The 14,082-nt window shown below is 56.8% G+C and carries 13 protein-coding genes; 3 read left to right on the forward strand and 10 right to left on the reverse strand.

Features of this window, described 5'->3' with window-relative positions:
- Nucleotides 1-47: 47 nt before the first annotated feature.
- The 5 genes from recG to gmk all read right to left on the reverse strand — a co-directional run bounded on the left by recG (nucleotide 48) and on the right by gmk (nucleotide 6,156).
- Nucleotides 48-2,129: an ATP-dependent DNA helicase RecG gene (recG, locus tag Q1L34_RS00535; RefSeq protein ID WP_004868972.1), complete on the reverse strand. Its 2,082-nt coding sequence runs from the start codon at nucleotides 2,127-2,129 to the stop codon at nucleotides 48-50.
- Nucleotides 2,130-2,891 (reverse strand): tRNA (guanosine(18)-2'-O)-methyltransferase TrmH, encoded by a 762-nt coding sequence (trmH, locus tag Q1L34_RS00540; protein ID WP_327204330.1) that lies wholly within the window; start codon nucleotides 2,889-2,891, stop codon nucleotides 2,130-2,132. It lies immediately after the preceding gene.
- Between the two features lie 172 nt (nucleotides 2,892-3,063).
- Nucleotides 3,064-5,184 carry a bifunctional GTP diphosphokinase/guanosine-3',5'-bis pyrophosphate 3'-pyrophosphohydrolase gene (gene spoT / locus Q1L34_RS00545; RefSeq protein WP_004868967.1) on the reverse strand — a complete coding sequence of 707 codons (2,121 nt, stop codon included), beginning with the start codon at nucleotides 5,182-5,184 and terminating at the stop codon, nucleotides 3,064-3,066.
- A gap of 18 nt (nucleotides 5,185-5,202) precedes the next feature.
- Nucleotides 5,203-5,478, reverse strand: a complete 276-nt coding sequence (rpoZ, locus tag Q1L34_RS00550) for a DNA-directed RNA polymerase subunit omega (RefSeq protein WP_004868966.1) — start codon at nucleotides 5,476-5,478, stop codon at nucleotides 5,203-5,205.
- Nucleotides 5,479-5,532: 54 nt separating this feature from the next.
- The gene (gene gmk / locus Q1L34_RS00555; protein WP_004868963.1) at nucleotides 5,533-6,156 is read right to left on the reverse strand and encodes a guanylate kinase; all 624 of its coding nucleotides are present in this window, start codon (nucleotides 6,154-6,156) and stop codon (nucleotides 5,533-5,535) included.
- Nucleotides 6,157-6,412: 256 nt separating this feature from the next.
- On the opposite strand from gmk, the gene ligB reads away from it, so the two are divergent.
- Nucleotides 6,413-8,092 carry an NAD-dependent DNA ligase LigB gene (ligB, locus tag Q1L34_RS00560; RefSeq protein WP_100663183.1) on the forward strand — a complete coding sequence of 560 codons (1,680 nt, stop codon included), beginning with the start codon at nucleotides 6,413-6,415 and terminating at the stop codon, nucleotides 8,090-8,092.
- Between the two features lie 5 nt (nucleotides 8,093-8,097).
- On the opposite strand, the gene Q1L34_RS00565 is transcribed toward ligB, so the two are convergent.
- Nucleotides 8,098-8,715, reverse strand: coding sequence for a trimeric intracellular cation channel family protein (locus Q1L34_RS00565; RefSeq protein WP_004868959.1), 618 nt, complete (start codon nucleotides 8,713-8,715; stop codon nucleotides 8,098-8,100).
- A 207-nt stretch (nucleotides 8,716-8,922) separates the two neighbouring features.
- Nucleotides 8,923-9,786, reverse strand: coding sequence for a YicC/YloC family endoribonuclease (locus tag Q1L34_RS00570; RefSeq protein ID WP_004868955.1), 864 nt, complete (start codon nucleotides 9,784-9,786; stop codon nucleotides 8,923-8,925).
- A 239-nt stretch (nucleotides 9,787-10,025) separates the two neighbouring features.
- Between Q1L34_RS00570 and rph the strand changes: the two genes are divergently transcribed.
- A complete protein-coding gene (gene rph / locus Q1L34_RS00575; protein ID WP_004868954.1) occupies nucleotides 10,026-10,742 on the forward strand; it encodes a ribonuclease PH in 717 nt (238 codons plus the stop codon).
- 175 nt (nucleotides 10,743-10,917) lie between these two features.
- Nucleotides 10,918-11,559, forward strand: a complete 642-nt coding sequence (gene pyrE, locus Q1L34_RS00580; RefSeq protein ID WP_004868953.1) for an orotate phosphoribosyltransferase — start codon at nucleotides 10,918-10,920, stop codon at nucleotides 11,557-11,559.
- A 39-nt stretch (nucleotides 11,560-11,598) separates the two neighbouring features.
- On the opposite strand, the gene slmA is transcribed toward pyrE, so the two are convergent.
- The 3 genes from slmA to coaBC all read right to left on the reverse strand — a co-directional run bounded on the left by slmA (nucleotide 11,599) and on the right by coaBC (nucleotide 13,968).
- Nucleotides 11,599-12,195, reverse strand: coding sequence for a nucleoid occlusion factor SlmA (gene slmA / locus Q1L34_RS00585; protein WP_004868952.1), 597 nt, complete (start codon nucleotides 12,193-12,195; stop codon nucleotides 11,599-11,601).
- A gap of 125 nt (nucleotides 12,196-12,320) precedes the next feature.
- The gene (gene dut / locus Q1L34_RS00590) at nucleotides 12,321-12,779 is read right to left on the reverse strand and encodes a dUTP diphosphatase (RefSeq protein ID WP_004868951.1); all 459 of its coding nucleotides are present in this window, start codon (nucleotides 12,777-12,779) and stop codon (nucleotides 12,321-12,323) included.
- Complete coding sequence (gene coaBC, locus Q1L34_RS00595; protein ID WP_305841752.1) at nucleotides 12,757-13,968, reverse strand: bifunctional phosphopantothenoylcysteine decarboxylase/phosphopantothenate--cysteine ligase CoaBC; 1,212 nt, start codon at nucleotides 13,966-13,968, stop codon at nucleotides 12,757-12,759. Before coaBC ends, dut begins: the two co-directional genes overlap by 23 nt.
- Between the last annotated feature and the right edge of the window lie 114 nt (nucleotides 13,969-14,082).

Raw genomic sequence — 14,082 nt, forward strand, 5'->3', positions numbered from 1 at the left:
AAATTGCGCGAAGCGTCCTGGTCTGGCCCTGCGGGACAGAGTCGACGCTAGGCGTTGGAATAGCGTTCGGTTTCCGGCATCCAGCGTTCAATAAGCGCCTGGGCCTGCTGAGAATAACGTTCGTGAATATGGCGAGCAATGCGCTGAACGTCAGGGATCATGGCCTGATCGCGCAGCAGATCGGCGACTTTAAACTCGGCGGTGCCGGTTTGTCGGGTGCCGAGCAGCTCGCCGGGGCCGCGGATTTCCAGGTCTTTCTGGGCAATAACGAAACCGTCGTTGCTGTCGCGCAGAACCTGCAGGCGTTTCTGCGCCGTTTTTGACAGCGGTGATTTATAGAGTAGCACGCAGTGGGAGGCGACCGCGCCGCGCCCGACGCGTCCTCTGAGCTGATGCAGCTGCGCCAGCCCCAGACGTTCCGGGTTTTCGATAATCATCAGGCTGGCATTCGGTACGTCGACCCCAACCTCAATAACCGTGGTGGCGATCAGCAGGTGCAGTTCGCCCTGCTTGAAGGCCTGCATAACCGCCTGTTTATCTGCCGGTTTCATCCGGCCATGTACGAGGCCGATATTCAGCTCCGGCAGCGCGAGCTTAAGCTCTTCCCATGTCGCCTCTGCCGCCTGCGCTTCCAGCAGATCGGACTCTTCAATCAGGGTGCAGACCCAGTAGGCCTGACGCCCTTCCTGAGTACAGGCGTTGCGAACCCTATCAATAATATCGTGGCGACGAGTATCGGGGATGGCCACCGTGGTGACCGGCGTCCGGCCCGGCGGCAGTTCGTCGATAACCGAGGTATCAAGATCGGCATAAGCCGTCATCGCCAGGGTTCGTGGAATCGGGGTAGCGGTCATGATCAGCTGATGGGGATGGAAGCCCTGCTGCTGGCCTTTTTCCCACAGCGCCAGACGCTGGTGAACGCCGAAGCGGTGCTGCTCATCAATAATGACCAGCGCCAGACCGTTGAACTGCACCTGTTCCTGAAAAATGGCGTGAGTGCCGACGATCATCTGTACCTGGCCGCTGGCGATGGCCTCCTGCTGCGCCTGGCGGGCTTTCCCTTTCTGTTTGCCGGCCAGCCAGCCTACTTCGATGCCCAGCGGCGCGAACCACTGGCGGAAGTTATTGGCGTGTTGTTCCGCCAGCAGTTCGGTCGGCGCCATCAGCGCTACCTGTTTGCCGTGAGCGATCGCCCGCAGCGCTGCGAGGGCGGCAACCAGCGTTTTACCGGAGCCGACGTCGCCCTGTACCAGACGCATCATCGGCACATCAAGCGCCATATCGCGTTCAATTTCGGCGGTGACTCGCTGTTGTGCGCCGGTTGGCTTAAAGGGCAGGGAGGCCAGCAGCTGGTTTTTGAATGTGTCGTTCGCACCGAGTGCCAGGGCATGATAACGCTGGGCGCCGGCGCGTAGCGCCAGCATGCTCAGGTTATGCGCCAGCAGTTCTTCCAGAATTAAGCGCTGTTGCGCCGGATGCTTACCGCTTTCCAGGTCACTGAGCTGCAGCGACGGCGGCGGACGGTGTAATGTGCGTAGCGCCTCCGGCAGGCTCATCATTCCCTGCGCCAGTTCGGGTGGCAACAGCTCGGCGATGGCACAGGTATCCAGTAATTCCAGCGCCTGATCGGTGAGCTTGCGCAACGTCGCCTGCTTGATGCCTTCGGTGGTGGGATAAACCGGCGTCAGCGTTTCCTGGAGATCGGGGGTGCTCATGTCACCCTGCACGCGGTATTCCGGGTGAATCATCTCCGCTCCGTATTTCCCCCGTTTGGCTTCTCCATAGGCCAGCACGCGCCGGCCGGTCGCCAGGCTGTTTTTCATGGCGGCGTTGAAGTTGAAAAAGCGCATGGTGAGAATACCGGAACCGTCGCTGATCTGGCAGGTCATCATTCGGCGGCCGCCGAAGGTGATGTTGCTGCTGAGAACTTCACCTTCAACGGTGGCGTAAACGCCCGGTAGCAGCTCGCCTATCTGATAAAGATGGGTGCGGTCTTCATAGCGTAGCGGCAGGTGCAGAAGGAGATCCTGCACGGTATGCAGGCCGATTTTCGCCAGTTTGTTGCTTTGCGCCGCTCCAACGCCGGTGAGCGAATTGAGCGGGACGGCATCTAACAGGCGACCGGCCATTTACCCTTCATCCTTCAGACTGCATCTTGTCTGGCCTGCTTTGGCACGATTGTCGCGCCTGCTAGCGTGAGCGGTACCGGAAGCCTGCATGGTTGCCCACCACGCGTCATCGGCTTCGATTTCGCCCTGCGCATTCACGTAGGGGTAAGGCAGACCTTTTTGTTTTGCCACTCTGGCCAGTACCGGATACCCGCCTTCAAACAGCAGGCGCTGCTGTTCTTCTTCCGGCAGCATGCTGTTCTCACGCTTATACATCCCCGCATTTTGCCGCTGGCGCTGGGCTTCATACAGAATCAGAGCCGAGGCGACGGAGACATTTAGCGACTGCACCATGCCAGTCATCGGAATGATGATGTCCCGATCGGCCAGCGCCAGAGCTTGCCGGGTAATGCCGGTTTTTTCCTGACCCATCAGGATGCAGGTAGGACGGGTATAGTCGATTTCACGGAAATCGACGGCTTTGTCAGAGAGGTGAGTGGCCAGGATCTGCATGCCCTGGCCCTTTAAATGGCTGACGGCATCGTCAATTGAGCGGTGGGTTTTAACCTGCACCCAGCTATTGCTGCCGGCGGCGGCTGAGGCCATCGTGCGCATGCGGCTGCTGGGCCAGATGGCGTGGACTTCATGTACGCCAACGGCGTCTGCGGTACGAATCACCGCAGAGACGTTATGAGGTTTATGGACCTGCTCCATGCAGACCGTCAGGTCAGGCTGGCGCCTGGCGAGCATCTCGCAGATACGCGCATAACGCTGTGGATTCATAAACACTTCATCCTTCAAATTGCCTCGGCGTTAGCCGTACTCATTACCCCCGGTTACGTACTCCTGTACGGGACGGGTAATTCATTCGCTCGCCGCGCGATCCGGCTGACCGCCCGCCCCTTCGGGACCGGTACCCGTGCGGTGCAAAACGCGAATGATTTTGTGCGCAAGGCTAGTTTCGGTTACGGGTGACTTTTATTACATCCGGCATAACGCGAATTTTGCGCATAATATTCGCCAGATGTACGCGATCGCGCGCCGTCAGGCGGATAAACGCGCTGTACACGCGACCATCTTTTTCTTCGGTATTCAGACTCTGAATATTAGAAGAGGCGGTATTAATGGCCGCGGTGAGGTTCGCCAGTGCACCCTGGTGGTTAAACATATCCACCTTAATTTCGGTGATAAATTCCTGCGCGGTCTCTTTATCCCACTCGACGGCCATAAACTTCTCTGGCTCTTTCTGATAGCCACGAATGTTACGGCAGGACTCATGGTGAATGACCAGGCCTTTGCCAGGGCTGACATGGGCGATAATCGGGTCGCCGGGAATCGGACGGCAGCACTTCGCAAAGGTAATCAGAACGCCGTCAGCGCCTTTAATCGGCAGATGACCATGGCCTGAAGAGGCGCCTTGCGCCGGTGCGGTGACGGTCTCGCCCTGTTGCAGGTTTTTGGCTACCACCACGCTCATCGCGTTGCCGAGGCCAATTTCCGCCAGTAGATCGTCAAGGCTGGCCAGCTTCATGCGTTCCAGTTCACGCTGAATGCTCTCCTGCGGGATTTCAGCCAGTTTACGGCTACCGCCGAGGGCGTGGTTGAGCAGACGGCGACCCAGGCTGACGGAGTCATCGCGCTTAAGGTTTTTCAACAGCTGGCGAATTTTGGCGCGCGCTTTTGAGCTGACGACAAAGTTCAGCCACGCGGCATTCGGACGTGCGCCCGGTGCGGTGATGATTTCCACCGTCTGGCCGCTGGAAAGCGACTGGGACAATGGATACGGCTGGCGGTCGACGCGTGCGCCAACGCAGGCATGGCCGATATCGGTATGTACCGCGTAGGCGAAGTCCACCGGCGTGGCGCCAGCGGGGAGTTCGACAATGCGCCCTTCCGGGGTGAAAACGTAAATCTCATCCGGGAACAGATCGGATTTGACGCTCTCGATAAATTCAAACGAGCTGCCTGCGCTTTGCTGCAGCTCCAGCAGGCTCTGCATCCAGCGCTGGGCGCGGATTTGTGCGGTGGTGCTGCTTTCGCCGCCGTGCTCTTTATAGGCCCAGTGCGCCGCAACCCCCATTTCTGCCATCTGGTCCATGTCTTCGGTACGAATTTGTACTTCAACCGGGACGCCGTGAGGGCCGATCATCGAGGTGTGCAAAGATTGATAGCCGTTCGCCTTGGGAATGGCGATGTAATCTTTCATCCTGCCAGGACGAGGCTTGTAAAGGCTATGCATCTGGCCAAGCACGCGGTAGCAGGTGTCAGCATCATGCACAATCACGCGGAAGGCGTAGATATCCATAATCGAGTGAAAACGCTGCTCTTTCAGCACCATTTTGCAGTAGATGGAGTACAGATGCTTCTCGCGACCGCTGACGCGACAGGGGATTCCCGCTTCCTGTAAACGCCCTTCGATTTCAGAGAGGATCTTTTGAATCATCTCTTTACGGTTGCCGCGCGCTGCTTTGACGACTTCTTTGATGACGCGATAGCGGTTGGGATACAGCGCTTCAAAGCCCAGCTCTTCGAGCTCGGTTTTGATGTGGTGGATACCTAAACGGTGGGCCAGCGGGCTGTAGATCTCCAGCGTTTCGCGGGCAATGCGGCGGCGTTTATCCGGGCGGAGTGAGCCCAGGGTGCGCATGTTGTGCGTGCGGTCGGCAAGTTTGATCAGGATGACGCGGATATCCTGCACCATCGCCATAATCATTTTGCGAAAGTTTTCGGCCTGCGCCTCTTTCTTATCGCGGAACTTGAGTTTATCAAGTTTCGATACCCCCTCTACCAGCTCAGCAACGCTTTTGCCAAAGAGCTGCTCCATATCCTGGTAGGTGGCAGGGGTATCTTCAATCACGTCATGCAGTAGCGCAGCCATCAGCGTTTCATGGTCGAGTTTCATCTCGGCCAGAATGCAGGCTACCGCTACCGGGTGCGTGATATAAGGTTCACCGCTTGAACGTGTCTGGCCCTCGTGAGCGTCACGTGCAACGAGATATGCCTGCCGAAGACGCTTGATTTGCTCTTCCGGCAGGTAATTTTGAATCAGCTGATTCAGGCTTTCAAACAGATACAAGGGCTACCCACTGCGTGATTAACGACGGCCTTCGGCAATAGCGGTAACGGCTTGTAATTCAGCGGCTTCCTGCTCTTGCTGCTCTTGACGATCGCGGACGTCGAGGATCTGATTGTTGATCAGACCTTCTTCGATTTCGCGCAGTGCAATAACGGTAGTTTTATCGTTTTCTTCCGGTACCAGCGGATCTTTTCCGCCAACCTGCATCTGACGAGCGCGACGCGCGGCGACCAGTACCAGGTCAAAACGGTTACCAATTTTCTCTACAGCGTCCTGAACAGTTACGCGTGCCATACTTAAAATGCTCCACAGATGAAGAAATGACTGGGCATGATACTGAATGTGGGTTCAGTCTGCCAACAGTTTGGTGATTAAAGCGCCATGTCGCTGCTTTTGGCGGCTCATGCGCAGACGTTCGGCGCGAATAATGTTTTTCAGATCGCTCAGGGCGGTATCAAAATCATCATTCACAATAAGGTAATCATATTCCGCGTAATGACTCATTTCTGCAACAGCCTGAGCCATACGTTTTGCGATCACCTCTTCGCTGTCCTGGCCGCGGCCACGCAGGCGACGGTCAAGCTCATCTTTTGACGGCGGCAGAATAAAGATGCTGCGCGCGCCAGCCATTTTTTGACGGATTTGCTGAGCGCCCTGCCAGTCGATATCCAGGAAGACGTCGACGCCGGTTGCCAGTACCTGCTCGATGGTTTCGCGCGAGGTGCCGTAATAGTTGCCAAAAACTTCCGCGTGCTCAAGAAATGCGTCTCTGCTAATCATCGCCCTGAAATCGTCGTGATTAACGAAGAAATAGTGTTCGCCGTGCACTTCACCCGGACGCGGCGCGCGCGTGGTATGTGAAACAGAGACCTGGGTGTCGTACAGCGGTTGGGTTTTCAATAAAGCCTGAATCAGGCTGGATTTACCCGCGCCACTTGGGGCGGAAACAATATAAAGCGTGCCTTGAGCCATGAGAGTCTTTTGTATGTGATTGTCGAAAGAGATACTACATACGAGCCTATTATACACGGCGCCGCACCGTGACGCAGTCCCTGTCACACTTTTTGCTTCTGTTTCTTTCATTTTGCCAGCCGTTTCCCTGATTTCGCCGTGTATTGCGCAGCAGGCAAACAAAGTCTGGATGTCCGATCGCAGCATGATAAATCCCTCGTCGCCGAATAAAACCGCTCTCCTGCAGAATGTTTGCGGGTAAACAGGAGGTGGAGTCATGCATAAATGGATCTGGATGATTGGCGCGTGGGCGGTGGCTGGATACGGACAGGCTACCTGTCCTGAATGGCCGCAGGCACAGGCCCGGCAGGAGGTACATCGTCTCAATCAACAGGTGACGGCCTGGAACAATGCGTACTGGCGACAGGGGAGCAGTGGGGTCAGTGATGAAGTATACGACCAGCTTTCGGCGCGACTTATGCAGTGGCGGCGCTGTTTTTCGCTGCTATCGCCTGCGGATAACGATGATGTGCCGCCCGCTACCGGAGAGGTCAGGCATCCGGTTGCCCATACCGGCGTGCGTAAACTGGCCGATAAATCGGATGTTGCGCGGTGGATGCGCGATAAAACGGATCTCTGGGTGCAGCCGAAAGTGGACGGTGTCGCCGTGACGCTGGTGTATCGCCACGGGCGGCTGGCACAGGCCATTAGCCGTGGCGATGGTCGAGCCGGGGAGGATTGGACCGCCAGGGTGAGGCTGATTCCGGCCGTGCCGAAGATGACGGAGGGCGAGCTGGCGAACAGCGTGCTGCAGGGAGAGATTTTCCTGCAGCGCGACGGGCATGTGCAGAAGCAAATGGGGGGAATGAATGCCCGGGCGAAAGTGGCCGGTACTCTGATGCGCCTCGATACCCCGGCGCAGCTTGCGGAACTGGGGATCTTTATCTGGGCATGGCCAGATGGCCCTCAGGACATGCGCCAGCGTCTGGCTCTGTTGCGCAAGAGTGGATTTCTCCACAGCACCTCTTTTACGCATCCCGTTACGGATGCGCGGCAGGTGGCACGGTGGCGAGAGCGCTGGTTAACCTCGCCTCTGCCTTTTACTACCGACGGCGTGGTCGTGCGCCGCGGCCACGAACCCGGCGGGCGATTGTGGTCGCCAGGGCAGGGTGAGTGGGTCGTTGCGTGGAAATATCCGCCGGCATCGCGGTTAATGGAAGTGCGCGGCATTCGCTTTCAGGTCGGGCGCAGCGGCAAAATTTCCGTCGTCGCTCTGCTGGAGCCGCAGCGCCTTGACGACAAACGGGTTAAGCAAGTCAGTATTGGCTCGCTTTCTCGCTGGAAGCGCCTGGATATTGGCCTCGGCGATCAGCTGCAAATCAGTCTGGCGGGCCAGGGCATTCCGCGCCTCGACAGCGTAGTATGGCGATCGGCGCAGCGTACGAAACCGCAGCCTCCCCCGGAACGGTTTACCCCGTTGACCTGCTATTTCACCACGCCGGGGTGTGATGCGCAGTTTCTCTCAAGGCTTATCTGGTTATCGTCAAAACCGGTTCTGAATCTTGATGGCGTGGGTGAATCAGTATGGCGCACGGTGCAACATGCGCGCCCGCTGGCGCATCTGTTCTCGTGGCTGGCATTGACGCCAGCGCAGCTGCAGGGGATTCCGGGGATAACCTCCGGGCGCGGGCAGCGGCTTTGGCACCAGTTTAACCTGGCGCGCGAGCAGCCCTTTCTGCGCTGGGTCCAGGCGATTGGCGTACCGATTCCCCGGGCGGCGCTTGCCGGTCTGGCGAGGGAAAACTGGCAGCAGCTACGAGAACGTTCTGAAGAACAGTGGCAGCGTCTGCCGGGCATGGGGGCAGGGAGAGCGAGGCAGCTGGTTGCCTTTCTCCAGCACCCGGATGTTGCCGCGCTGGCGCAGTGGCTCAGCGGGCAACATATACCCGGGTTTTGAGAGGATCAGTGGGCGTTATGGTTGTAGTGGAAGACGGGCAGCCCCAGCTTCCAGCGCAGCGCCAGCATGCGAGCGGTGAAGCCAAACAGCAAGGTGGAGATCACCACCACGTCGTGGCTGCTGACGTAATGCTGCAGGGCAATATAGAGAATTGCGGCCGCAAACGAGATGCCGGCATACAGCTCCTTCTGGAAAACCAGCGGAATGCGCTTGCAGAACATGTCCCGCAGTACGCCGCCAAATACGCCGGTAATCACGGCGGCGATAGAGGCGATCACCGGTCCTTCTCCCATATCCAGCGCGATTTGCGCGCCGATAATTGAGAACACCACCAGCCCCAGGGCATCCAGAACCAGAAACAGACGGCGTAGATGGGGCATGACCGGCGCAGCAATAGTCGTTAACACTGCCGCGACGGCGACGATAATGACGTATTCCGGATGTTTTACCCACCCCAGCGGGTAGTGGCCCAGCAGAATATCCCGGACTGAGCCGCCGCCCAGCGCGGTGGCGGTAGCAATGATGATGACTCCAAAAGTGTCCATCCGGCGGCGACCGGCCGCCAGAGCGCCGGTCATCGCTTCCGCAGTAATACCGATTAAATACAGAATATGAAGCAGCATAAATCCCCCACAATGATGTCGGGCAGATTAGCGATTTGTGCGTAAGATCACGATTGAGATTTTCTAAGGTGAATCATTTTCCCCAGGAAAAACTAATGTGAGAGGTGTTTTATGAGTAGTAGTGCAGGGAGATGTTGATCGACGGATGATAAAAACAGATAAGTAAAAGTAATGCTGGCTCACAACAAGAGGAGCCAGCAAAAGAGATTACTCGATGTTCTGGATCTGCTCGCGCATTTGCTCGATCAGGACTTTCAGTTCGATGGCGGAATTGGTCACTTCGGCATTAATGGATTTCGATGCCAGCGTGTTCGACTCGCGGTTAAATTCCTGCATCATAAAGTCAAGACGGCGGCCAACGGCTTCTTTCTTCTTCAGGATGTTCCAGGTCTCTTTTACGTGCGCTTCCAGACGATCCAGCTCTTCGGCGACGTCGATACGCTGCGCCATCAGCACCAGCTCTTGTTCGAGACGGTTGTTTTCCAGCTGCACTTCCGCATCTTCCAGTCGGGAAACCAGGCGCTCGCGCTGCCACTGTAAGATTTCCGGCATATGGGCGCGCACTTTGGCGACTTCGGCGGTGACGCCTTCCAGACGCTGCTCAATAAGCGCTTTCAGCGCCTGACCTTCGGTCTCGCGGGCAACGATAAAATCATCCAGCGCACCGTTCAGGGCCGACAGAATATCGGCGGCAATCGCATCGAGATCCTGTTCCTGAGCAGCCATTACGCCAGGCCAGCGCAGAATATCAACCGGGTTGATTTCGCCTTCGTCGCTCTGCATCTTGACCCAGTTGGCGGCATTGACCAGCTGTTTTGCAAGGCTTTCGTTCAGAATCAGCTCGCCCTGGGCGCTGGGATCCTGATCAAAACGTAAGGTACATTCAACTTTGCCACGGGTCAGGCGAGAACGGATGCGCTCGCGCACGACAGGCTCCAGGCTACGGAACTGCTCCGGCAGACGGAAATAAGTTTCCAGATATCGTTGGTTTACCGAGCGCAGTTCCCATGCGGCGCTGCCCCATTCACCCTTGATTTCACGCCGGGCATAGGCGGTCATACTGCGGATCATAGACGTTCCTGTTTTTAAAGGAGAGTGAGGTGGATTATAGCTTTCAGGGCCTTATCAGGATAGGAATAAGCGAGCATTATCCGTATATACACGTTATCCTTCTGGCAGCCCCTCTGTTGGCGGCATTGCTCAGCCCTGAGCGCCAGTTATCTACGCCGTCAGAGGCGCGTCACCTCATGCATCCCGCATGATTTTGTGTATAATGCGCGCCACATTCGTTTCAAGCCGGAGAGATCATTATGCGTCCAGCAGGTCGTAGCGCTAATCAGGTGCGTCCCGTCACCCTGACCCGTAACTATACAATACACGCAGAAGGCTCCGTGCTGGTCGAATTTGGTGACACTAAAGTGTTGTGCACCGCATCGATCGATGAAGGCGTGCCGCGCTTCCTGAAAGGCCAGGGCCAGGGTTGGATCACGGCAGAATATGGCATGCTGCCGCGCGCAACGCATACCCGTAACGCGCGTGAAGCCGCGAAAGGGAAACAGGGCGGCCGTACTATGGAAATCCAGCGTCTGATTGCCCGTGCGCTGCGTGCGGCGGTCGATCTGAAAGCGTTGGGCGAATTCACCATTACTCTCGATTGTGATGTTTTGCAGGCTGACGGTGGCACCCGTACCGCATCCATTACCGGGGCCTGCGTGGCGCTGGCCGATGCGCTGAATAAGCTGGTGGCGGCCGGCAAGCTGAAAAGCAATCCAATGAAAGGGATGGTCGCCGCGGTTTCCGTTGGTATCGTCAATGGCGAAGCGCTGTGCGATCTGGAATATGTCGAGGATTCAGCGGCGGAAACCGATATGAACGTGGTGATGACCGAAGATGGTCGCATCATTGAGGTACAGGGCACCGCGGAAGGCGAGCCGTTTACCCACGAAGAGCTACTCACCTTGCTGGCGCTGGCCCGCGGGGGTATCGAATCCATTGTCGCGACGCAGAAAGCGGCATTAGAAAATTAATTTTAAGGGCGGCTGATGAGTCGCCCTTTTTTTTACGTTTTATTCTTCATGCGGTCTTTCTCGGCTGCCGCACGCGACCGGCTCACAGCGTTATCGACGTATCTGTGCCGCCTGATGACGCGTGAAGAATTTGGCGTAAACCTAAATGATGAAAAGTAAGATAAGGAGCGAATCCATGAAACCGTATCAGCGCCAGTTTATTGAGTTTGCGCTTAACAAGCAGGTACTTAAGTTTGGCGAATTTACGCTGAAATCCGGGCGTAAGAGCCCCTATTTCTTCAACGCCGGCCTGTTTAATACCGGGCGCGATCTGGCACTGTTAGGCCGTTTCTACGCCGAAGCGCTGGTCGATTCCGGAATTGATTTCGATCTGCTGTTTGGGCCGGCTTATAAAGGGATTCCTATCGCGACGACTACCGCGGTTGCGCTGGCGGAGCACCATGACCTGGATTTGCCTTACTGCTTTAACCGCAAAGAAGCAAAAACCCACGGTGAGGGGGGCAATCTGGTCGGCAGCCCGCTGCAGGGGCGCGTCATGCTGGTTGATGATGTCATTACCGCAGGTACCGCGATTCGCGAGTCGATGGAAATTATCCAGGCGCACGGCGCGGAACTGGCCGGCGTGCTGATCTCTCTGGACCGTCAGGAGCGCGGCCGCGGCGAAATCTCGGCGATTCAGGAGGTCGAGCGTGACTACGGCTGCAAAGTGATTTCTATCGTGACGCTGAAAGACCTGATTGCCTATCTGGAAGAGAAGCCGGAGATGGCTGAACATCTGGCGACGGTACGTGCTTACCGCGAAGAGTTTGGTGTATAAGTCGAAAGCCCCGGAGGCGATATGCCTCCGGGATTTCCGCTACTGCAGCTGAGCGGCGACCAGCGGCCAGCGGGCGTCAAAATCATCCGTCGGACGATATTTAAACTCGCTGCGAACAAAACGCGACAGCATGCCTTCGCAAAATGCCAGCAGCTGGCTGGCCAGCAGCGCCTCATCGATGGTGTAACCTTCACCTTCCCGCATTTTCTTCTCACGCATGACCTGGCGCAGCTGAACCTCGATACGCTCAAACAGCTGGTTAATCCGCCCCTGGAGACGATCCTGTTCGAACATCAGCGCATGGCCGGTCAGAATTCGCGTCAGCCCAGGATTACGCTCACCAAACCCAAGAATCAGCAGCACAATCAGACGCAGGCGCGCCGACGTGTCTTTTTCATCTTTTAAAATCAAATTGATGCGCGTAATCAGACTGTCTTCGATAAACTCGATCAGGCTATCGAACATGCGGGTTTTACTGGGGAAATGGCGGTACAACGCCGCTTCGGATACCCCGACAGACGCCGCCAGTTTCGCTGTGGTAATGCGCTGACTTCCATCGCTGGATTCAAGCATCAGGGCCAGAGACTGAAGTATTTCTTCGCGACGATTCCTTTTCGCAGTTTGTTTTTCTGCCATGTTTTAAAATACCCCTGAAAATAAGCACTTGTCAGGCAGACATCCACAAAGTGACCGCAAACGGTCGTTTGCGGCGATGTTATTGCATTAGTGCACTTTGGGATGCGGATTCGATGTGGTCGGGCTTATGCGCGCCCTGAGTGACCAAAGCCACCTTCGCCACGTTCGGTGGCGTCAAAATCTTCCACCAGGTTAAATTCCGCCTGTACGACGGGTACAAAGACCATTTGAGCGATGCGCTCGCCAGGTTCAATCGTAAAGCTCTGCTGGCCGCGGTTCCAGACGGAAACCATCAGCTGCCCCTGATAGTCGGAGTCGATAAGACCAACCAGGTTGCCCAGAACCACGCCGTGCTTATGGCCCAGCCCGGAGCGCGGCAAAATCACCGCCGCCAGAGAGGGATCGGCGATATGAATAGCCAGACCGGTCGGCAACAGCGTGGTTGCACCCGGCGCCAGCTCTACGGCGTCGTCGAGACAGGCTCGCAGGTCAAGTCCGGCGGAGCCGGAGGTGGCATAGGTCGGCAGCGGAAATTGCTGGCCAACGCGCGGGTCCAGAATCTTAACGTCGATTTTTTTCATCATAACGGGTCACGATCTCGTCGAGTAATAATTGGCCAAGGAGTTCTTTACGCTCAAGTGGCAAGCGCTTATCTCCATCCTGCCAGAAAAGGTGTAATGCGTTGCTGTCGCTGTTAAAGCCTTGATCAGGCTGCGAAACATCGTTAGCGCAAATCAGGTCGAGATTTTTGCGCGCGCGTTTTTGCTTCGCGTATTCTTCCACATTATTCGTTTCGGCGGCAAACCCTACGACAAAAGGCCGATTAGCCGCGAGTGCCGCCACCCCGGCAACAATATCCGGATTTTTGACCATTTTGAGGGTGAGTTCATCACCTTGCTTTTTAATTTTTTCTTCAGCGATGGCGACGGCACGATAGTCTGCTACGGCGGCACAACCAATAAAAATCTGCTGCTGCTGGGCGTTTTGCTGGACCGCAGCTTCCATTTCCAGCGCGGTCGTTACATCGATTCGCTGTACAAACGGCGGCGTCGGCAATGTAACCGGCCCGCTCACCAGCGTGACGTTTGCCCCGCGGCTTGCGGCCGCGGCGGCAATGGCAAACCCCATCTTGCCGGAGCTGTGGTTAGTAATATAACGCACCGGATCCAGAGGTTCACGCGTGGGGCCCGCGGTAATCATGATGTTGAGATGTTGCAAATCTTTGACAGGCGAAAAATGCGCAGCGGCTAAATCAACAATCGTCATCGGATCCAGCATGCGGCCAGGGCCAATGTCGCCACAGGCCTGGCTACCGCTGTCCGGCCCCCAGAGCAGCAGGCCGCGTGAGGCGAGTACCTCGAGGTTATGCTGCGTGGCCGCTGCGCGGTACATTTGCTGATTCATCGCCGGGACAACGGCAACCGGAGAGGGGGTCGCGAGGCAGATAGTAGAAACCAGATCGTTGGCCATACCGGCCGCAACGCGGGCAATCAGATCGGCGGTTGCCGGGGCGAGGATAACCAGGTCCGCCCATTTGCCCAGCTCTATGTGACCCATCGCCGCTTCCGCTGCCGGATCGAGCAGACTATCGGAGACCGGATAGCCAGACACCGCCTGCAGGCTCAGTGGCGTAATGAAGGCTTTGGCGGCTTCCGTCATGGCAACACGCACATCCGCGCCACGGTCACGCAGGCGGCGCACCAGTTCCGGCGTTTTATAAGCAGCAATGCCGCCGCTCACGCCAAGAACGATCTTTTTACCAGCCAGACTCATCATGATTCTTTCCTGTTGCAGTACACCAGAATCCGCGCATATTACCACAATCCCGTCGCCGTCGCGTGACTGCCAGGCATTCACTTTGCGAGGCGCTACGCAACAGGTAGATAC

The organism is Klebsiella ornithinolytica (assembly GCF_030505655.1).
Taxonomy (GTDB): Bacteria; Pseudomonadota; Gammaproteobacteria; order Enterobacterales; family Enterobacteriaceae; genus Klebsiella; species Klebsiella ornithinolytica.